A 19,957-nucleotide genomic window follows, 5' to 3' on the forward strand; every position below is an offset into this window, starting at 1 on the left:
CACACGGGGGCCTGATCACGGCATAACGGGAGGCGAGCCATGAAAATCACTGCGGTGCGCACGCATCTGCTCGAACACCGGCTGGACACGCCGTTTGAAAGCGCTTCCATGCGCTTCGACCGCCGCGCCCATATTCTGGTGGAGATCGAATGCGATGACGGAACGGTCGGCTGGGGCGAATGCCTCGGCCCGGCCAGACCGAACGCCGCCGTGGTTCAGGCTTATGCCGGCTGGCTCATCGGCCAGGACCCGCGCCAGACCGAAAAGCTGTGGGCCGTGCTTTATAATGCCCTGCGCGATCAGGGCCAGCGCGGCCTCAGCCTCACCGCTTTGTCCGGCATCGATATCGCGCTCTGGGATATCAAGGGCAAACACTACGGTGCTTCCATCTCGATGCTGCTTGGCGGGCGCTGGCGCGAAAGCGTGCGCGCCTATGCCACCGGCAGCTTCAAGCGTGATGGTGTCGACCGCGTTTCCGACAATGCCTCGGAGATGGCCGAGCGGCGGGCGGAAGGCTTTCATGCCTGCAAGATCAAGATCGGCTTCGGCATCGAAGAAGACCTCCGGGTCATCGCCGCCGTGCGCGAGGCGATCGGGCCGGATATGCGGCTGATGATCGACGCCAATCACGGTTATACCGTCACCGAAGCCATCATGCTCGGCAACCGCGCTGCCGAATATGGCATCGACTGGTTCGAGGAACCGGTGGTTCCCGAACAGCTCGATGCCTATGCCCGCGTGCGGGCCGGTCAGCCGATCCCGGTTGCAGGTGGCGAGACTTGGCACGGGCGATATGGCATGTGGCAGGCGCTTTCCGCCGGTGCCGTGGATATTCTCCAGCCCGATCTCTGCGGCTGCGGCGGTTTTTCCGAAACGCAGAAGATCGCCACGCTCGCCACGCTGCATGGCGTGCGCATCGTGCCGCATGTATGGGGCACCGGTGTGCAGATTGCCGCCGCCCTGCAATTCATGGCGGCGATGACGCCCGATCCGGTGCGCGTCAACCCAATCGAACCGATTATGGAATTCGACCGCACGCATAATCCGTTCCGGCAGGCCGTGCTGAGCAAGCCGATCGAGGCGGTCAATGGTGTAGTCGCCATTCCCGATGGTCCGGGTCTCGGCATAGAAATCAACCGGGATGCCCTTACCGAATTCAGGATGCCGGACGCATGAGTGAGCTTGAACGCCAGCTGACGGGTGAAGCGCCGAAGCCTGCTTTTCCAAGAGGCGCCGTCGATACGCAGATGCATCTCTATCTGCCCGGCTACCCCGCCTTGCCGGGCGGGCCGGGCCTGCCGCCGGGCTCGCTTCCCGGTCCCGCCGACTATCGCAAGCTGATGCAATGGCTCGGCATCGACCGGGTCATCATCACCCAGGGCAATGCCCATCAGCGTGACAATGCCAATACGCTTGCCTGCGTTGCTGAAATCGGCGAGGCGGCCCGCGCGGTTGTCATCATTGATGCGAGCACCACGGAAAAGGACATGGAAATCCTCACCGCTGCCGGTACCGTCGGGGCGCGCATCATGGACCTGCCGGGTGGTGCGGTGAACCTGTCCGAACTGGAAGTGGTGGATGAGCGCGCGCAGGCGGCGGACTGGATGGTGGCGGTGCAGTTTGATGGCAATACGCTGCTCGATCACCTGCCGCGCCTTCAGAAAATCCGCTCGCGCTGGGTGTTTGATCACCATGGCAAGTTCTTCAAGGGCATCAAAACCGATGGCCCGGAAATGGCAGCACTTCTAAAACTCATCGATCGCGGCAATCTCTGGTTCAAGTTTGCCGGCGTTTACGAAAGTTCGCGTGAGAGCTGGCCCTATGAGGACGTCGCCGCCTTTTCACGGGTGATTGCGGCCCATGCGCCGGAACGCATCGTCTGGGGCACCAACTGGCCACATAATTCCATCAGGGAAACCTCAGCCTATCCCGATGATGCAAGGCTTGCAGAACTGGTTCTTGGCTGGCTGCCGGATGAGGCTGCGCGCCAACGTGCACTGGTGGATAATCCTGAAGTCCTGTTCAAGCTATCGCCATTCGCTGCGGCATAATTTCGGTCGGGGACGATTGGGCGGGGATGCTTCACCGTCCCTTCCTGAGTGAAAGGTTTTTCGTATGCCGGCCCGGTGCGCCATGGAAATTTGTTGAGAAAACTTATGAAAGCCACTGATTATTTTGACCAATTCTCGAAACGATACCGGCACTACAAGGGTGGTAGCTGGTGTTACGAGGATGGATGTATCTATCGGGGGCTGCAGCTTCTGTTTCAGGCGAGCGGTGACCGGCGCTGGAGCGAGCATCTTCATCGTCTGGCTGATGCGCAGATATCGGCCGATGGAATGCTCGCCGGTTACGCGCCGGAAGAATATAATATCGATCATGTTCTCGCCGGGCGCGTCCTCTTTCCGCTGGCGGCGGAAACGGGTGAGGCGCGTTATCTGGCTGCCGCAGAACATCTGGCAGGCCAGCTCCGCAGCCATCCGCGCATCAAGGCGGGCAATTATTGGCACAAGAAGCGTTACCCGCATCAGGTCTGGCTGGATGGGCTCTATATGGGGCTGCCTTTCCAGATTGAATATGCGCAGGCAACTGGCCGCACCGAACTGATCGATGATGCGCTTCGGCAATTCACAACCGCGCTTGCGCTGACGGCCGATGCCGGCGGACTTTACGTCCATGGTTATGATGAAAGCCGCGACCAGCGCTGGGCCGATCCCGCAAGCGGCAAATCGCCGGCCATCTGGGCGCGTGCGGTGGGCTGGCTTGCCATGGCGCTGGTGGATGCGCTGGTCATCCTGCCGGATGATGACAGGACGGCGGAGCTTCGGGAAAAGACGCGTCTGCTTCTGACCGGACTTGTTGCACGGCAGACGCGAAACGGTTTGTGGATGCAGGTGCTCGATAATCCGGCCCTTGCCGGCAATTACGAGGAAACCTCCGCCTCCGCTATGTTCGCCTATGCCTTGCTGCGGGCGAGCCGGCTGCGGCTTCTATCAGGTAAAGAGGCGGATGTTGCCCGCGCGGCTGGCCGTCGCGCGCTTGATGCGTTGCTGGAGACGCGGCTCAAGGCTGACGAGGAGGGTGTCGCCCACCTTGCCGGCATCGTCCATGTCGCGGGCCTTGGCGGCTTCGAGGGCAATTATCGTGATGGCACCCCGAACTATTACCTGACCGAGCCGGTTGTCTCCGATGACGCCAAAGGCGTCGGGCCGCTGATGATGGCCTACGCCGAAAGTCTGCTTGTGGACTGAAAAACGGGCGAGGGGGCGGAAACGGTTTCCGCCCCTTTGGTTTCCGCCTCTTATGGGGATCAGAATTTGCGGCTGATCGACAGCTTGAAATTGCGGCCCGGCTGGGCAGCGATGCCATCGCTGAGATAAGGGAAGTAATATTTGTCGAACAGGTTTTCGACTGCGGCATGCACTTCCAGCCCGGCCATCATGCCTTCCTTCGGTGTCCAGTCGAGAGCGATGCCATGCACGGCGTAACCAAGGCTTTCCGGCCGGGCATAAAAAGAGCCCGTGCCCTGATTGACGGGCGTGCGCTCCTGATGGGCCACGAACTGCCCGTTCCAGCTCAGCGCCAGATCCCAGTCCGGCAGCTTGTAACCCAGTTGAAGGTTGGCGGTCAGCGGCGACAGGTCATTCATATAGGTATCGGGACCATAGACGTCGTTGATCGCGCCGTTGCGGGAACCGTTCATCCAGGAGAGGCCGAGATTGCCGAAGACGTAGTCGGAATCGTAACTTGCCGAGAAATCGAGGCCGTAAATCTTGTAGGACGGTGTGTTCCAGTAGAAGGGCACATTCTTGACGCGGGCAAGGTTGGCGCTGCCGAACCGCCGGGTGATGGGATTGGTAACGTTGTTATAAAAGCCGCCGATCGAGGCCGTCAGGCTGTCGCCGTTCTGGAACACGTCATCGAAACGCTGGGAAACACCCAGATTGAAGTTGTTATTGCGCTCCACCTTCAAGTTACGGGAGGTTCCCGACGCCGTGGTTGCGAAACTCTGGCTTGAATAGAGTTCGTCGATGACGGGCGCGCGCATGGCATAGGCCCAGTCGGCAAAGAAGGTGGTGCCCGGCACCGCTTCCCAGCGCATGCTGAGAGCCGGCGTCGCGCCGCTGTGGGACACGGCCGAATAATCGTGACCGGCGGCCGGCGTGTTGTAGCGCGGCGCGGCATTGGGCACGCCTTGCGAGCGGATATGGTCGAACCTGATGCCCGGCGTCACCTTGAACGTGTCGGTCAGGCTGATCTCGTCGCGGAAGAAGGCGGCGATGGTTTCCTGCTTGCCTTCCGGTTTGATCCATGAGGCATAACGACCGTAATTATATTGGGCGCTGGTGCGGTTGGCGATGTCGTACATCCACGAGTCCCGCTCGTGGCGCATATATTGCACACCGTAGTTGGCGACGTGGGACACGCCGCCGAGCTCGAAATTGGACGTGTTTTCCGCCTCAAGCTTGAAGTCGGTATATTTCGTGTCGTCCTGCATGCCGCCCAGCGAGCCTGTCGGAACGAAACCCGGAATGGCCGGACGGGTCATGTCGAGGCTGGTGGCGGAAAAGCTCGCCATCGCCTTGAAATTCACAAGGTCGCTGTCGCCGTCATAGGAATATTTCAGCGTTGAGGAAAAATCCTCCATGTCACGCCAGGCCAGTGCCCTCAGCCGCGCCAGATCATAACCATAGGTCTTGATGGAATAGGCCGTCAGGCCGAGATCACCGCGATTGGCGGCAAGCGGGCCGTAATCGCCAGATTTGCCGTAGATGACCGAAGCGCGCAGCTCATGGCCGTCATAGGCAGCACCGGCATTGGCGGAGAAAGAGGTGATCTTGTCGTTGGAAGCGTCATAGACCTGACCGCCGCCGACGCGCATATTGTCGCTCTTGCGCCAGATCACCGAGGCAAGCCCGTCATAGGTCACGGGGCCGCCGAAATCGGATTTGCCGTAAATCGCCGCCGATCCGAGCTTCTGCTTGTTGGCCGACTGGAAGCTGGTCTTGCCCCATGCGCCGAAGCTCTGGCCCGGCTTCAGCATGTCGGAAGCTGTCTTGCTTTCCATGATGACGGTGCCGCCGAAACCGCCATTGCCGTAGCGGACGGATGTCGCGCCTTTCTGGATTTCCACGCGCTTGAGCAGTTCCGGGTCAATGAAGACGGTGCCCTGGTCGTAACGCTCGAAATTCTTCGGTGCGCCATCCAGCAGCAGCCGCACATCGGACTGCCGGGCAAAGCCGCGAATGGACGTGGATTGCCCTTGCGAGCGCACGCCGCCGCTGGAGCTGACGCCCGGGGTTTTCTGAAGAAGTTGCGGCAGGGAGTTGGACTGTGCGGCCTCGATGGCGGCCTGATCGATCTCGACCACGCTTGGGGCATCGCCGTTGAAGACGCGTCCGCCCTTGAGCGTAATTGGCTGAAGCACGGTGCTTTCACCGCTCTCGGAGGCTGTGGCGGAACGGTTGGCCATTTCCATACGGACGGTTTTTTCGCCGATGAACTGGTAACGAATGCCGGTTCCCGAAAGCAGCCGCTCCAGCGCCTCGGCCGGCGTCATGGTTCCAGATACGGAAGCGCTTTTCAGGCCCCTGGCAACGGAGGCGTCATAGACCATCTGCAGGCCGGACTGGCTGGCGAGACGATTGAGCGCGGTCGCCATGTTGCCGGCGGGCAGGTTGATCGCAACCTTCTGGGTTTGCTGTGCGGAGACCTGTGCGGGAATAGCCGCCACGGCCGCGCTGGCAAGCAAAAGCGAAAACAACGATGCGCGGGCGCGTGTCCTGTGGCGAAAAGCGGGTTGTGGTCTGGTCATTTCGGGCACCTCTCCGGGGCGGCAGATATTGTTCTGCTCCACGAACGAATGGGCCCGTTTTTTAAGGACACCCCCGGCGAAGAAATTTCACTCAATAAAGAACCGTCAGATAAGGGCCGGCTTTGACGACGCCGATTTCAAGCGCGGCGGCCAGATCCGCAAGAGCGGCATTTGGGTTGGAAAGGTCGAAATTGCCCGACAGCCGCTTTTGCCGCAGGCTCGGCCGCGTCACGACGATGCGGCCGGGCAGATAACGCTCGAAGGTTTCCACCACTTCGGCAAGCGGCCTGTCCTCGAAGATGAAGCGGCCGTTGCGCCATGCGGCAACGGAGGAGGGGTCGACGGTTTCGATGCTGCCAAGCTGGCCGTCGGGCGAATAATCGACGCGCTGGTTTTCATGAACTCGGCCATTCTGGCCCTGCTTGCCCGTTTCCACCTGCACGCTGTGTTCCAGCACCGTCACGCTCGTCGCTTCATTGCGCATATCGACGTCGAAGGCCGTCCCGAGCGCGGTGGTCGCGCCGCCTGCCGCCTCGACGGAAAAAGGCCTCGCCGCATCGGGAGCGACTTCCACGAAGATTTCCCCGCGCAGCAGCACAACGCGCCGCTCCTCTTTGGAGAAACGGAGTGCAATGGCGGAGTGGGCGTTCAGGGTGATGGTCGAGCCATCTGGAGTGGTGACGACCTGCCGTTCCGCCGTGCCGGACATATGGTCGGAACGCAGACGCATGGGCATGTCGGCGAGGTAAAAGGCGGAAAGCAGCGAGACGCCGGCAATGGTGGCCGCCGCCGCTTTGGCTTTGCCGCCGCCGCGTCTGCGCGTTGCCTTTGCCAGAAACGCCTGATCACCCGCCAGAAGGGCGCCGGCGTCGCCCATAAGACATCGGACACGCTCATAGGCCTTTGCATGTCGTTCATCCCCGGCGATCCAGGCGTCGAAATGCGCGGCGAGCATGGGGTCGTCCGGGCTTTCCCGCCGTCGCAGGAACCAGTCGACGGCCTCTTCGCGCAACGTCGAGGCGCTTTTTGCCAATCCCGTCACAGCGTTTCCTCCAGGCATTCCAGGCAATGCAGATAGGCCTTGCGCAGATGACGATCGACCATGTTCTTGCTGATGCCGCTTCGCGCGGCGATATCGACCGAATTCAGGTTGCCGATGCTGCTGGCAAGAAAGACCTGCCGGCGCTGTAGCGACATGGACATGACGGCGCGGCGCAGCACTTTCAGGCGATGTTCCCGGTCGGCCAGGCTGTCCGCATCGGTGACCGGCTGCGGGGCAATAAGCGCTTCTTCCATGCTGCCGGAAAACAGCCTGCGCTCGAACTGTTCGCGGCGACGCCGGTCAATGCCGAGATTGGCGCAGGCGCGCACCAGAAAGGCGCGGATGAGCGAGGTATTTTCCGGGAGCCGGGGTTTGCCGGTCAGCCGCACGTAGAGATCGTGAACGATCTCCTGCGAAATGGCAGTCGTGTGTCCACGCCGGGTCATGGCCTTGCACAGTTCCTCATAATAGAGCTGTACGGCATCATCGATGAGTGCGCGGGACGTGGGCTTGCTCCACATGAGGCGGGTTCCCGGTCGGAAGGATTGAGCGATCCCGGGCTGCATAGGTGAAAAATCACCCCGTGGCAATAAACATGACTAATTTTATCATATATCTTTTGCGCCCAGCGAAAGATACGCCGGGAGGATGACGCCCGGCCGTATTTCTAGACGTCGCTCTGGTGAATATCACGGTCTGGCACAGGCCGCGCCGCCTGCGTCGAAACTCGACCCGTTGCGGCGCTGTTAGCGGGGGGTAAACCCGCCGCTGCCGGGCGGGCCCCAAAACCAAGCCTCAAATCAAGCCTTGTTTTTTTCGATAAAGCGGATGGCGTCACCCACGGTCAGGATGGTGTTTGCGGCGGAATCGGGAATTTCCACGCCGAATTCCTCTTCGATTTCCATGACGACCTGAACGACTTCGAGGGAATCAGCACCGAGATCGTCAGCAAAATTGGCGTCATCGACGACCGTGGCGGGATCTACGCCAAGCTGGTCCACGATGATTTTTCTGATACGGTCTGCAATGCTGGACATAATGGGACTCCGCGAAAGTTGCCTGTCTCCGATCCGCCCGATCTGAATTTGCGCCAGAGCATCCCTCACAAAAATCGAAGCCGGTTTTCGCGGGGCGTGATGCGCAAAGTCAAAGGGGCAAAGCATCGATGACATCCGGACGTAGCATGCCTTTAACGTCTGCGGAAGAGTGTCGGCCAAGGGGACGTGTTTCATAATATTGCGCAATGTATGCTGCGTTAAACAGTTTGTGACTGGAAGCGATGAACCGTTGCGCGATAAACCTCGTTTTTGTGGAATAACATCGTTCAGCCCCACCGAGCCTCAATGCCATGGTCCAATCGTCCCCGGAACGCTTCATATTGCTCGACGGCATAAGGGGTGTGGCTGCCCTCTTCATCGTTCACCGTCACGCCGAGCAGCTTTTCGGAAAAAGCACGGCGTCGAGCTATCTTGCGGTGGATCTGTTCTTTGCCTTGAGCGGATTCGTGCTGGCGCATGCCTATAGCAGGAAGTTGCTCGAGGGGTCGATTGCCCCCGGTTTTTTCATGAAGGCGCGCTTTGCGCGTCTTTATCCACTTTACGGGTTGGGGCTGGCCCTGATGGCTGCCTATTTCATCTGTCTTTATGTGCTGGGTCTGCCAACGCCGATCGATGATCTCCATCGCCATATCGATCCCGGCGAGCTGGCTTTCGCTCTGGTGACGGGGCTTCTTTTTCTGCCCGCTCCCTTCACGCTCACCCTCAACGGCGCGCTGTTTCTCGTCAGCCCGGCATGGTCGCTGTTCAATGAGCTGGTGGTGAATGCGTTTTATGCCCGCTGGGGCGTGCGGGCCACGACGAAACAGACGGCTGCGGTGCTGGCCGTCAGCGCCATTGTGCTGATGGTGGCCGCCGCTGAGTTTGGCCGGCTGCATGCGGGTTTTCGCTGGCATGAAATGTATGCCGGCATGGGACGGGTATTTTTCTCGTTTTTCGTCGGCGTGCTGATTTATCGTTACCGTAACCGCGTGCCGCAGCTGCGGCCGGTACAGGCTGCTCTTTGTCTTCTGCTGGTCTGCTTCATCCTCGCCGTGCCGATGACGCGGGAGCTTCGGCCGTTTTTCGATCTTACGGTCGTGCTGCTCATCTGGCCGCTGCTTTTGTTCGTCGCAAGCCAGACGGTTCCGGGTCGCAGGACAGCACTGGTGTCGGTGTTTTTGGGCACGGCGTCCTATGCGGTGTATGTTCTGCATATTCCGCTTCTGGCCTGGACGGAGCTTCTGATGCCCGCGGTCGATGGGACAAACATGGCGTTGCCGGCCGGCATCGCTTTCCTGGTCGGGACGACCTGCCTGTCATGGTGGCTGACGGTGAATTATGATCAGCCCGTTCAAAAATGGCTGAAGAACCGTCTGAAAAAAGCCGCCCGAAATCAGCCGGACGGTTTGATCAAAGGCTAAATTTCTACGGCGTCAGTAATGGGCAAAGATCGGAGCCGTCAGCACGAAAGCCGCGACGAGGCTGATGATCGTCAGTTTCGCCGCTCGCATGCGCCGCATCCTGCGGCCGCTCCAGTCATACGTCATACTCCACCCTCCACGCAGACGCAAAACTTGCCGATATGAAACCCCGTTCGGACATTGCCGCAAGCCAGTCGCGGTTCCCCGATGTCCGATGCTGCAAATTCCATACGGGGAGCGTCCCGTGTTGCGCTTGAACGCACGCAGGACGCTCCATTTCAGTCTTGCCTGATATAAGGCATTTGCCAAGCCGTTATTTTCATCGGTGATTTTGAAGGTTGCTTTTCCTGCAGGGCGCGAGACAGCATTTTCCTCACCGGTAAAGCGGCGGCAAACCCTGGATCGCGTAACGCGGCAGCGGCTTCCAGGCTTTCACGCGTTCATGCTTGTGAACGCCGAACAGAAAAAGCATTTCCTCGGAAAGATCGGCAGGGTCGGTCAATCCGTCCTGAAACAGCTGGATCACCTTGCGGGCCGCATTATTATAAAGAAGGGCCTCATCATCGACGAGGTGGTGGTCATAACCGAGACCTTCGAGCACCGATTGAAGCATTTTCAGGTCTCTTGATGAGATGATGCAATTGTCGCATGTGGAAGACATGACGTCCTCCTTTCTGTGGAGTACACAAAGCCGGAGCGTCACGCGTCCATCCGGACGCTGTGCAAAGGACGCTTCAACGTTTTGAAACGACGGGCTCTTCCAAAGAAAACCATTTCCGGTGTCCCGGACGATGCTGCCGTGCATGTCGTGTAAAATTGCAAAACGGTCCTGTCGGTCAACGACATGCGCAGGACGGGGGGCTTTTGGGACGGCATATCAGCCTGACGGCGGTAACGCCCATAAATTACCGATGGGGAATCGTGCGCCCTTTGGGGCTGATAGGCAAGTTAATTCGAATGCCGGTGACCCGTTCGGAGATATTTGTAATCTGCGGTATTGCGGGCAACAAAAAAGGCCGGGGCAATATTGCACCGACCTTCCTCATATCGCTTTCAACACCAGTGCCAGTACATCCGTGGTCAAAAGTCTAAAGCGACAAAAACAACTGCGAACGACAATTTTATTCGCGCTCACCAGCAGTTGCATATGAGCTATATAGGTGGGCAATGTGGCCAAAACAAGTCCGGCAGTTAAAAGGATGTTTTACCCTCTATAATTTGCCGGCGGCCAGCTGAGACCTCTTCGTTATTTCTTCTTGCCGTCCGCCGTCGTGGCATTTGCGAACTTGACCTGCGAACCGGTCGGCGCTGCCGCCGCGGCTTTGGTCTTGTCCTTCTTCGGTTTGCGGACTTCCTTGTTGCTGCGCAATTGACCCTTGGCCATGGTGTTCTCCTCGTGTTGAAGCAGTATCTGATGTGACGCCTGGGCATCGTCGCTCAAGGCGGGCAGGGGTCGGGAAGCGGTTTCACCGTCAGGACAGGCAAGGTCCCGTGAGTGACTGTTTCCCGAAGGACAGGGTCGGTTTGGACAGGCGGATGCGGCCCGCGGGAACGGTTCTCTTCGACACGTCGGTCTGGACGCCGAAATCCGGAAAGGCTGCAAAATAAGCGTCGCGATCCTGGCGAATGGCCGTTTCTTCAGCCGCGTTCAGCAGCAGGCGCAGCGACGCATTTTCCCGATACCCCGTGCCGCCGGTGCGGACGAGGTTGCGTGAAAGACTTGGTGAATAAAACTCGGAAGACATGACGTCCTCCTTTCGTTTGGGGCAAGGGCTGTCTGCCCTCAATCACCAGCGCCCTTCGACAGGTTGCTGACAGGCGAAAGGTGCGCCTGTTGCGTATAAGGTTCAAGAGGTTTTTCGAGTGGACGGCGGCAAAATGCGCAGCAGCGCTATTTTTTACCGGATGGCCTTTTGGCGGGTGGGTGCGGAGTGGCGGCGGTTGCCGCCTCCTGCGCTTCGCGAAGCTGGCGAAGCCGTTCCGTCTTGCGCGCACGCTGGTCGGATTCGGCAGTGATAATCTGTCTTGCCGCCTTGTCCGTCATCGACGCCTTATCCTGAGAGGACAGTTTTTCGGGTTTGAAAACAGCCTCTTTGGGTTCGGTCATGACGTTCTCCTTTGCGGGAAGGCAGGATTAGCAATTAGCGGGTGCGGGCAGCCTTTTTAGGAGCCGGCAGCAGTCCCTCGCGCTGCATCTTTTTTCTCGCCAGCTTGCGGTGGCGGCGCACGGCTTCGGCTTCTTCACGAACGCGCTTTGCCGACGGCTTTTCGTAAGCTTCACGAGCACGCATTTCGCGGAAAATACCCTCGCGCTGCATTCTCTTCTTCAAGACGCGAAGCGCTTGCTCGACATTGTTATCTCTGACGATGACCTGCAAAATATCTCCTTAAAGCAGCCGTTGCTGCTATTTTCTGACTTTGATCGTGTTCGAGTTGATCCAGCTGGATCCCGAAGCACGGGGTGCTAAACTTTCCGCGTCCAGTCCTTTTGATGAGGACGAAGCGGTATCGATTTCATCGGATGCAATGTTCCGTTCGAAGTTCTCGTTCTGAAAACGAACCCTGAAACGAACCAAACCCTGCGTTTCCGGCAAAACCATAATGATCCGGCCAGGCCCGCTGGGCTGATTGCTGCCAAGGACGCCCGCCTTGAGGACAATCGCATCGCCGGAGCGGTAAAGATTTTTGCGCATGAGGGCCTCCCATGGCCAAAAAAAGTAAAAGGCCGGGCTGAACCCGACCTCTCAGAATCATTCCGCTCCGCTGTCGTATTGACGCCAGCGGCGCGAATGAAAAATCAGGCAGCGCGCAGATTGTCGGCGGAGCTTTTGCCCGAGCGACGGTCCTGAACGATGTCGTAGGTGACCTTCTGGCCGTCATTCAGCGAACGCAGACCAGCGCGCTCAACTGCGGAGATGTGAACGAAAACGTCCGTGCCGCCGTTGTCAGGCTGAATGAAGCCGAAGCCCTTGGTGGCGTTGAACCACTTTACAGTACCAGTGTTCATAACGATTTCCTTTCGTAGCAATCGTTGTGGTTCCCGCGATACCTTGCGGGATTGGATCGATTATTTGAGAGGAAATCCAACGAGAGCACGGAGGCTGGAGCGTCGGTCACAAGCAATGGTCGATTGGGCAAATATAGCCGGAATTTTCAATTTTGCAACGAGGGCGCGGCGGAAAATACGTTAGTTCATCTTAGTATTTCTTGTAAGTAATTATTTTAAAACATTTTCTCCGATGCTTTGCCGTCGCGCGCCGCACGGAATACGTGTCAACCGGCGCCCGGCGAAACATCCTTCGAGTTGTCGCTGTCCGGCAGGCTGCCCGCGCCCGGCGTCTTGTCATAATCGGTGAGGGAGGGTTTGGCGTGTGGGCCGGCAGGCGGAATGTCACTGGCCTTGGAAGGGCCTTTTTCCTCTGTTTTCGGCTTTTTCTGCTGCGTCATGGCGTGTTCTCCTTTGCAAGGAAAACGCCGGGAGAAGCGCGAGGTTCCGCAGCAGTGCCCGGCTGTGGGCAGGTGCTAAGCCGTCAGCGGCGGGATCGCGGTTTTTTCTCGTCCCTGTTCATGTCGCGCCCAACCCATTTGAAGAAAACAAAGAGGCTGACGCCGATGATGATAAGCGGAACGAAGGATTCAAAACTGGACATAATTCACTCTCTCTTCCCCCGGTGATCATCTTACCGGTAAGGAAGAAGCGCGTAATCTGCGGAATATCGTCCGTTCTTTTTGCCAGTTGCAGCGCGCGTCCCGCTATCGAAGGGGCCGCGCGCCGAAGATTCTCTAGAGCGGCAGTGATTTCACCGCTTCGGAGCCGCCCTCGCGGGCGCTCTTCAGCGCCGCCACGCCACAGAGAACCGACATCGCGCCGGCCCGCGAACCGGCCCGCTGCCGCAGCCGGTCGTTCGAACCCGGCTTGAAGATCATGTCGCGCATGCGGTTGTCGCCGCCATAATGGCCGCCCGGCTCATGCGGCACCCAGATGTGCTCGACCCCGCCGCCGAAGCTTTTCACCAGCAGGATTTCGTCTGCCGGTGGCTCCGTCCAGGGCTGCTTTTCATATTGGCGCATTTCAATGCGGCCCTTATGGCCGTTGAAGGCGATATGATGACCTTCGATCGGCATATAGGTATTGAGCGAATAGGAAACCTGTACGCCGCTCGCATAACGGATCGAGGCGCTCATCGTATCCGGGATATCGATCTCCTCGCGGAAAACGCAGGCATCGCGCATATAACCGTCAATGCTCGAAGGATCTTCATAAAGCGCATCGAGGAAGGGATCGGCGCCGAGATCCATGAAATAATCGCATTCATCCTTGTGCGGACAGGTGCGACAGCGCGTTCCGCGGAACGGACCGTTCCTGCCATAATGCAGCAGCTGTCCGAAACCTTTCACTTCCACAGGGTCGGAATCGAGATACCAGTTCAGCAGATCGAAATGGTGGGTGGCCTTGTGCACGAACAGGCTGCCGGAATGTTCGGTAAAGGCGTGCCAGCGGCGGAAATAATCCGCGCCGTGCTGATTATCGAGATACCAGTGAAAATCGACTGACGTGACCGTGCCGATGGCGCCTTCGTCAATCAGTTCCTTGATACGCGCGGCGGTGGGAGAGAAACGATAGTTGAAGGAAACGTCGACCCGGCGGCCGCTTTTGGCCTCCGCCGCGCGAATGCGATCGATCTTTTCCGGGGTGGTGGTCATGGGCTTTTCGCTGATGACATCGGCCCCGCCTTCGAGCGCGCGGATGATGATGTCGTCATGCGTGTCGTCAGGCGTGCAGACGATCACCAGTTCCGGGCGCTGTTCCAGCATCATCCGGTCGAAATCGTCGTAGAGCGGTGCGCTCGATCCCATCATGGTACGGGCGCGTTCGGCGCGCATCAGGTTCAGGTCGCAAATGCCGACCAGCTCGACATAGTCGCTCCAGCCGGCCAGCAGTTCGCGGCCCCACATGGTGGTGCCGCGATTGCCGGTTCCGACCAGCGCATAACGTTTGCGTTTCACCCTTTCAGGCATTGTCTCTCTCCCGGATATCTCAACAAACAGTCTTGAAGCGCTCGACCACGGTGGCGAGAACCTCGTCCATCGGCCGCGCCTGCCAGCGATGCGAAAAGATTTCCACTTCCTGCGGGCCGTGGAAGCCGGCGGCCTCGATCATGGCGCGAAATGCCTTCAGGTCAATCACGCCGTCACCCATCATGCCGCGATCATTGAGCGGATCGGTGGTGGGCACCAGCCAGTCGCAGATATGATGCGCGAGAATTTGCCCGTTTCTGCCCGCACGCGCCACCTGTTCCTCCAGTTCCGGGTCCCACCAGACGTGGTAGACGTCGATGGCAACGCCGGTGCCTTCCCCCAGCCGGTCGCAGAGATCAAGCGACTGTTTCAGTGTGTTGAAGCAGGCGCGCTCAGCGGCGTAAAAGGGGTGAAGCGGTTCGATGGCCAGTGGCACGCCGGCGTCCCGCGCATAGGGCAGAAGCTCGGCCATGCCGTCTTCCACCATCTGTCGCGCGCCTTTGAGGTCCCGTGAGCCGGCGGGCAGGCCACCCACGACCAGCACGAGGCAATCGGCCTTCATGGCGGCGGCTTCATCGACGGCGCGTTTATTGTCCTCGATGGCGCGGCGGCGGCCTTCCGCATCGGGGGCGGGGAAAAAGCCGCCGCGGCAATGGCCGGAAAGGCGCAGGCCGTTCTGCTCGACAATGCGGGCGGCTTCCGCAAGCCCCACGCCGTGCACCTGTTCGCGCCAGGGCGAAATGGCGGTGATGCCATGCGCAAGGCAGGCATCAACAATGGCACCGAAAGCACCGCCCTGGCGAACGGTGGCAAAATTGATGGAAAGGCCTTCAAGACTCATCTTTGTATCTCCCCTTCTTTGCTCCAACGTCTCGCCTCAAGCGATGCCTCTGACGGCCAGGAATGCCTTCATGCGATGTGTGGCGAGATCCGGTTCGGCCAGCACATTGGCCTTGTCCGCCAGCCGGAAAAGTTCGGCGAAATGCTGCGTGGAGCGGGTGCTTTCCTGCCCGCCGACCATGGTGAAATGATCCTGCAACCCGTTGAGATAGGCGAGGAACACCACGCCGGTCTTGTAGAAGCGGGTCGGCGCCTTGAAGATATGGCGCGAAAGCGCCACCGTCGGTTCCAGAATGTCGAAGAACTCATTGTCCGCGCCGCGATTCAGGCTGGCGAGCGCCTTGGAGGCCGCCGGCGCAATGGCATCGAAAATGCCGAGCAGTGCGTCCGAGTGACCTTTTTCGTCACCGGCGATCAGTTCCGCATAGTTGAAGTCGTCACCGGTATACATGCGCACGCTTGCCGGCAGGCGGCGGCGCATGATGATTTCCTTTTCCTTGGAAAGAAGCGAAATCTTGATGCCGTCGATCTTGTCGGCATTCTCCTCGATCATGGCAAGGCAGGTTTCCATCGCCTCCATGTGGTCGGCAGAACCCCAGTAACCCTCAAGCGCCGGATCGAACATTTCGCCCAGCCAATGGATCACCACTTTCTGGTCGGCATGGGATAAAACTCTGGTATAGGCCTTGAGATAATCATCCGGCGAGCGGGCGGCGGCGGCCAGCGCGCGGCTTGCCATCAGGATTACGCGCCCACCTTCTCCCTGAACAAAATCAAGCTGTTCCAGGTAAGAATCGATAATCTGGTTTAGATCGTAACCGCTGCCATTCAGATGGTCCGTGCCGACACCGCAGGCAATCAGCGCATCCTTGCGGGTAGCCGCTTCCTTCAGCGAACGGGAGATCAGTTCCTGCGCCTGCGGCCATGCCAGCCCCATGCCGCGCTGCGCCGTGTCCATGGCCTCGGCGACACCGAGGCCGAGGTCCCACAGGCGATGGCGGAAGCGCAGGGTGGCGTCCCAGTCGATGGCGGGGTTAAGCCACGGGTCGTTATCAGCAAGCGGATCGGCCACCACATGGGCGGCGGCGAAGGCGATGCGGTTGAAATCCGCCGCACTGCGGTTTTCAACCGCGACCGGCGTGCCTGATAGGCTGTAGACCTCGATGCTGTGGTCTTCCTTCGGAAGCTTGAGTTCGCTCACGTCAGCCTCCTCAGGAAATGGCGGGAACGTCGAGCCAGCGGCGTTCCTTCCACGATCTCAGCCCCAGTTCCGCCAGCTGCACGCCCTTGACGCCTTCCATGAGGCCGTAGGGCCACGGGTCGTTGTCGACGAGATGGCGCACGAACATTTCCCACTGCGCCTTGAAGCCGTTGTCGTAGGTGACGTTATCAGGCACTTCCTGCCAGGTTTTGTAGAAATCGATGGTCTGCGGCTGGTCGGGGTTCCACACCGGTTTCGGCGTGTTGGTGCGATGCTGGGTAAAGCATTTGGTCAGGCCAGCCACTGCCGAGCCGTGGGTGCCGTCCACCTGGAACGTCACGAGATCGTCGCGGCGCACCCGCACCGCCCATGAGGAGTTGATGTGGGCGATGGCGCCGCCTTCCAGCTCGAAGGTGGCATAGGCCGCGTCGTCCGCATCCGCCTTATAGGCGCGGCCCTGCTCATCGAAACGTTCCGGAATATGGGTGGCGCCAAGGCAGCTTACCGATTTCACCGGGCCGAACAGATTGTCGAGCACATAACGCCAATGGCAGAGCATATCGAGAATGATGCCGCCGCCATCCTTCAGGCGGTAGTTCCACGATGGACGCTGCGCCGGCTGCCAGTCGCCTTCGAAAACCCAGTAACCGAACTCGCCGCGCACCGACAGGATTTTGCCGAAAAAGCCGCTGTCGCGCAGCATGGCCAGCTTGCGCAGGCCGGGCAGGAACAACTTGTCCTGCACCACGCCGTGCTTGATGCCGGCGCTTTCGGCCAGCCGCGCAATCGCCAGCGCCTCTTCCATCGTGTCGGAAATCGGCTTTTCGCAATAAACGTGTCTGCCGGCCTTGATGGCTTTCTCCAGCAGGCTGCCGCGCATCTGCGTCGTTCCGGCATCGAAGAACAGGGTATCGTCAGGGTTTGCCAGCGCCGCATCGATATCGGTCGTCCAGCGGGCGACATTGTGCTTCCTGGCGATTTCCTCGATCTTCGCACCATTGCGGCCGACCAGAATGGGGTCGAGCATGACCCTTTCGCCGTTCTTCAACAGCACGCCGCCCTGATCGCGAATAGCGAGAACGGAGCGCACGAGATGCTGGTTGTAACCCATGCGGCCGGTGATGCCGTGCATGATGACGCCGATACGTTTCATGAATTTCCTCCCAAGGCGGCCTTTTCCCGAAAGCCGCTTCCGTCAAACATGGCAATTTGTAACCATTTGGTTATTTGTGGTCGTGAAGGATGCGATCTGTCAAGATGTTTTTGGCAGGAAAATCACATGCCGTGGCGGTGGCCGGAATAACGGCTTTGTGCCGCGTCGCAAAAGGAAACGACGCGCTTCGCGGATGCGAATGGCGCGTCGTCACTGTTGTTAAAGGATAATCCGGTTCTGCTCGTTCAGATCGGCCGCACTGCAGCAAGCAGGGTGTCGACGATGTGCTGGCCCCAGCGTTCCAGCTCGGCAGGGTCGGTCAGGTCGCGCTGAAAGATCGTCGACAGCGTAAACCGGTTCGACAAATAGAACGCGCCGAGCGACGCTATGGTCAGATAGACGTCGATCGGATCGAGGCCGTCGCGGAATTCGCCCGTATCGCTGCCGCGCCGCAGCACGTCCTCAAGCTCGGAAATGAAATTCGAGTGCATGGCCGCAATCGTCGGAGATTGCTTGAGATAGCGGGCTTTATTGAGGTTTTCGGTGGCGAGGATGCTCAGGAATTCCGGGTGGTCGAGAAAATAATGCCAGGTGAAAAGCGCAAGTTCCCGCAACCCTTCCGATGGGGGCTTGCGGGTGAGATCGAGCCGCCGTTCAGTGTGGCGAATATGGCGATAGGCGTCTTCCAGAACGGCGAGATAAAGCGCATCCTTGTCACCGAAATAATGGTAGATCATGCGCTTGTTGGTGCCGGCGCGGCGGGCGACGACATCTATTCTTGCGCCTGCCAGCCCCTTGGCGGCCACCTCGCGGCGGGCGGCTTCAAGGATGGCGGCCCGGGTTCTTTCCGGGTTGCGAACCTGTGCGGTGGCGCGTTTGCGCTTGGGGGCAGGCGCTTTTTCCGGAGCCGGATCGGGTTGATGGTTTTTCGTGGTTTCTTCCATTTCAACACCCGCTTGACAATGTTTGCGATCAGTGTTCCCATGTAACCAATTAGTTATAAAACGGCAAGTGTCGTTTACGTTCATCATCAATTGGCAGTCAATAGGGAGGAGTTGCCAATGCCCATGATGCTTCACAGGAGAGGTGTGCTTTCAGCAGGGCTTGCGGCCCTGTCGCTTGCAGCATTGGGAGGGGGGTCGGCGCAGGCGCAGGCCGCGCGCCTTCGCATGTTGTGGTGGGGGTCGCAGGAGCGCGCCGATCGCACCAACAAGGCGATATCGGCCTATAAGCAGGTCAAGCCCGATCTCGACATTGCCGGTGAATTTGCCGGCTGGAGTGATTACTGGCCGCGCCTTGCCACGCAGGTGGCGGGCCGCAATGCGCCCGACCTGATCCAGATGGATTATCGTTACATTTTCGAATATGGCCGTCGCGGCGCGCTGGCACCCCTAGATGAATATATCGGCAAGGGCCTGAAGATCGAAGATTTCGGCAAGATGAACATCGATTCCGGTCGGGTCGATGGCAAGCTTTACGGCATTAATCTCGGCGTCAATTCCAGTGCCGTTTTCTTCGATCAGGCGGCCTGGGAAAAATCCGGCGCAACACCGCCGTCCATCGGCCAGACCTGGGAGGAGTTTGCCGAAAACGCCGCCAAGCTCAGCAAGAACAAGCCGAAGCCCGGTTATTACGCCACGGCCGATGCCAGCGGCGTGGAGCCGAGCTTTGAAAACTGGCTGCGGCAGAACGGCAAATCGCTTTATACACAGGATGGCGGCATTGGTTTCGATCCGACGGATGCGACCAAGTGGTTCACCCTGTGGGCGGATCTGCGCAAGAGCGGCGCCTGTGTGCCGGCCGATGTGCAGGCGCTCGACCAGCTCAATATCGAAACCAACCCGCTGACGACGGGCAAGGCGGCAACCGCATTCGCCCATTCCAACCAGTTCGTCGGGTATCAGAAGCTCAACAAGGCCAAGCTTGCCATTAGCTCCTATCCGAAGAGCACGAAGGATGGCCCTTCCGGCCATTATCTGAAGCCTTCCATGCTCATCAGCGTCGCCAATGGCAGCGCCGGCATCGAGCAGGCGGTTGGGTTCATCAACTTCCTGGTCGCCGACCCGCAGGGCATCGATATTCTCGGCGTCGAACGTGGCGTTCCGGCCTCGGAAGCCATGCGCAACGCGCTGACCCCCAAGCTCGATGAGGTCAGCAAGAGCATGGTGGAATATATTGCCGAGATTACCCCCGGCGTCGGCGATCTGCCGCCGGCGCCACCTCCGGGTGCGGGCGAGTTCGCCTTCGTCCTGAAGCGCACGGCGGAAGAAGTTGGCTTCGGCAAGATTTCGCCGGAAGAGGGCGGTGACCGTCTCGTCAAGGAATCTGAAACCGTTATCAAACGGAAGTGATGGCGTATGGCATTTCGATCTGAAACTCTTGTGGGGGAGAGCCGTGGCGCGGCTCTCCCGAAGCGGGGCAGCGTGAGG

General features: G+C 59.3%; 22 protein-coding genes. 5 read left to right on the forward strand and 17 right to left on the reverse strand.

Features of this window, described 5'->3' with window-relative positions:
• The first annotated feature begins 39 nt into the window (after positions 1 to 39).
• The 3 genes from AKG12_RS18780 to AKG12_RS18790 all read left to right on the forward strand — a co-directional run bounded on the left by AKG12_RS18780 (position 40) and on the right by AKG12_RS18790 (position 3,251).
• Positions 40 to 1,176, forward strand: a complete 1,137-nt coding sequence (locus AKG12_RS18780) for a D-galactarolactone cycloisomerase (RefSeq protein WP_052820024.1) — start codon at positions 40 to 42, stop codon at positions 1,174 to 1,176.
• Complete coding sequence (locus AKG12_RS18785) at positions 1,173 to 2,051, forward strand: amidohydrolase family protein (protein ID WP_052820025.1); 879 nt, start codon at positions 1,173 to 1,175, stop codon at positions 2,049 to 2,051. The genes AKG12_RS18780 and AKG12_RS18785 overlap by 4 nt, the downstream gene beginning before the upstream one ends.
• Before the next feature lie 105 nt (positions 2,052 to 2,156).
• The gene (locus AKG12_RS18790; RefSeq protein WP_052820026.1) at positions 2,157 to 3,251 is read left to right on the forward strand and encodes a glycoside hydrolase family 88/105 protein; all 1,095 of its coding nucleotides are present in this window, start codon (positions 2,157 to 2,159) and stop codon (positions 3,249 to 3,251) included.
• A 59-nt stretch (positions 3,252 to 3,310) separates the two neighbouring features.
• On the opposite strand, the gene AKG12_RS18795 is transcribed toward AKG12_RS18790, so the two are convergent.
• From AKG12_RS18795 to AKG12_RS18810, 4 genes are all read right to left on the reverse strand, one after another.
• Positions 3,311 to 5,815 carry a TonB-dependent receptor gene (locus AKG12_RS18795; RefSeq protein WP_285277763.1) on the reverse strand — a complete coding sequence of 835 codons (2,505 nt, stop codon included), beginning with the start codon at positions 5,813 to 5,815 and terminating at the stop codon, positions 3,311 to 3,313.
• A 91-nt stretch (positions 5,816 to 5,906) separates the two neighbouring features.
• Entirely contained in the window at positions 5,907 to 6,857 is a 951-nt protein-coding gene (locus AKG12_RS18800) for a FecR family protein (RefSeq protein ID WP_052820027.1), read from the reverse strand.
• Positions 6,854 to 7,378, reverse strand: coding sequence for an RNA polymerase sigma factor (locus AKG12_RS18805; protein ID WP_052820028.1), 525 nt, complete (start codon positions 7,376 to 7,378; stop codon positions 6,854 to 6,856). The genes AKG12_RS18800 and AKG12_RS18805 overlap by 4 nt, the downstream gene beginning before the upstream one ends.
• Before the next feature lie 279 nt (positions 7,379 to 7,657).
• Positions 7,658 to 7,894 carry an acyl carrier protein gene (locus tag AKG12_RS18810; RefSeq protein WP_046800405.1) on the reverse strand — a complete coding sequence of 79 codons (237 nt, stop codon included), beginning with the start codon at positions 7,892 to 7,894 and terminating at the stop codon, positions 7,658 to 7,660.
• Between the two features lie 311 nt (positions 7,895 to 8,205).
• Between AKG12_RS18810 and AKG12_RS18815 the strand changes: the two genes are divergently transcribed.
• Positions 8,206 to 9,315, forward strand: coding sequence for an acyltransferase family protein (locus AKG12_RS18815; RefSeq protein ID WP_052820029.1), 1,110 nt, complete (start codon positions 8,206 to 8,208; stop codon positions 9,313 to 9,315).
• 373 nt (positions 9,316 to 9,688) lie between these two features.
• Here the strand turns inward: AKG12_RS18815 and AKG12_RS18820 are convergent, their stop codons facing one another.
• The 13 genes from AKG12_RS18820 to AKG12_RS18870 form a co-directional block, all read right to left on the reverse strand.
• Positions 9,689 to 9,976: a hypothetical protein gene (locus tag AKG12_RS18820; protein WP_046800407.1), complete on the reverse strand. Its 288-nt coding sequence runs from the start codon at positions 9,974 to 9,976 to the stop codon at positions 9,689 to 9,691.
• A gap of 585 nt (positions 9,977 to 10,561) precedes the next feature.
• Positions 10,562 to 10,699, reverse strand: a complete 138-nt coding sequence (locus AKG12_RS30770; RefSeq protein ID WP_167379179.1) for a hypothetical protein — start codon at positions 10,697 to 10,699, stop codon at positions 10,562 to 10,564.
• An 88-nt stretch (positions 10,700 to 10,787) separates the two neighbouring features.
• The gene (locus AKG12_RS18825; RefSeq protein WP_046800408.1) at positions 10,788 to 11,060 is read right to left on the reverse strand and encodes a hypothetical protein; all 273 of its coding nucleotides are present in this window, start codon (positions 11,058 to 11,060) and stop codon (positions 10,788 to 10,790) included.
• Between the two features lie 146 nt (positions 11,061 to 11,206).
• Positions 11,207 to 11,422 carry a hypothetical protein gene (locus tag AKG12_RS18830; RefSeq protein ID WP_046800409.1) on the reverse strand — a complete coding sequence of 72 codons (216 nt, stop codon included), beginning with the start codon at positions 11,420 to 11,422 and terminating at the stop codon, positions 11,207 to 11,209.
• A 34-nt stretch (positions 11,423 to 11,456) separates the two neighbouring features.
• Positions 11,457 to 11,693, reverse strand: a complete 237-nt coding sequence (gene rpsU, locus AKG12_RS18835) for a 30S ribosomal protein S21 (RefSeq protein ID WP_046800410.1) — start codon at positions 11,691 to 11,693, stop codon at positions 11,457 to 11,459.
• Positions 11,694 to 11,720: 27 nt separating this feature from the next.
• The gene (locus AKG12_RS18840) at positions 11,721 to 12,008 is read right to left on the reverse strand and encodes a hypothetical protein (protein ID WP_052820030.1); all 288 of its coding nucleotides are present in this window, start codon (positions 12,006 to 12,008) and stop codon (positions 11,721 to 11,723) included.
• 104 nt (positions 12,009 to 12,112) lie between these two features.
• Positions 12,113 to 12,322 carry a cold-shock protein gene (locus tag AKG12_RS18845; protein WP_046800412.1) on the reverse strand — a complete coding sequence of 70 codons (210 nt, stop codon included), beginning with the start codon at positions 12,320 to 12,322 and terminating at the stop codon, positions 12,113 to 12,115.
• A gap of 266 nt (positions 12,323 to 12,588) precedes the next feature.
• Positions 12,589 to 12,762 (reverse strand): hypothetical protein, encoded by a 174-nt coding sequence (locus AKG12_RS30775; RefSeq protein ID WP_197283335.1) that lies wholly within the window; start codon positions 12,760 to 12,762, stop codon positions 12,589 to 12,591.
• A gap of 336 nt (positions 12,763 to 13,098) precedes the next feature.
• Positions 13,099 to 14,334, reverse strand: a complete 1,236-nt coding sequence (locus AKG12_RS18850) for a Gfo/Idh/MocA family protein (RefSeq protein WP_052820031.1) — start codon at positions 14,332 to 14,334, stop codon at positions 13,099 to 13,101.
• Positions 14,335 to 14,353: 19 nt separating this feature from the next.
• Positions 14,354 to 15,175 carry a sugar phosphate isomerase/epimerase family protein gene (locus AKG12_RS18855; protein WP_046800414.1) on the reverse strand — a complete coding sequence of 274 codons (822 nt, stop codon included), beginning with the start codon at positions 15,173 to 15,175 and terminating at the stop codon, positions 14,354 to 14,356.
• A 36-nt stretch (positions 15,176 to 15,211) separates the two neighbouring features.
• Positions 15,212 to 16,375 (reverse strand): dihydrodipicolinate synthase family protein, encoded by a 1,164-nt coding sequence (locus AKG12_RS18860; RefSeq protein WP_052820032.1) that lies wholly within the window; start codon positions 16,373 to 16,375, stop codon positions 15,212 to 15,214.
• Between the two features lie 10 nt (positions 16,376 to 16,385).
• Positions 16,386 to 17,528: a Gfo/Idh/MocA family protein gene (locus AKG12_RS18865; protein ID WP_052820033.1), complete on the reverse strand. Its 1,143-nt coding sequence runs from the start codon at positions 17,526 to 17,528 to the stop codon at positions 16,386 to 16,388.
• 245 nt (positions 17,529 to 17,773) lie between these two features.
• Positions 17,774 to 18,472 carry a TetR/AcrR family transcriptional regulator gene (locus AKG12_RS18870; RefSeq protein ID WP_046800417.1) on the reverse strand — a complete coding sequence of 233 codons (699 nt, stop codon included), beginning with the start codon at positions 18,470 to 18,472 and terminating at the stop codon, positions 17,774 to 17,776.
• Between the two features lie 117 nt (positions 18,473 to 18,589).
• On the opposite strand from AKG12_RS18870, the gene AKG12_RS18875 reads away from it, so the two are divergent.
• A complete protein-coding gene (locus tag AKG12_RS18875; RefSeq protein WP_052820034.1) occupies positions 18,590 to 19,879 on the forward strand; it encodes an ABC transporter substrate-binding protein in 1,290 nt (429 codons plus the stop codon).
• The last annotated feature ends 78 nt before the right edge of the window (positions 19,880 to 19,957 follow it).

Origin of the sequence: Agrobacterium sp. SUL3 (genome assembly GCF_001263295.1) — a bacterium.
Classification (GTDB): domain Bacteria; phylum Pseudomonadota; class Alphaproteobacteria; order Rhizobiales; family Rhizobiaceae; genus Agrobacterium; species Agrobacterium tomkonis.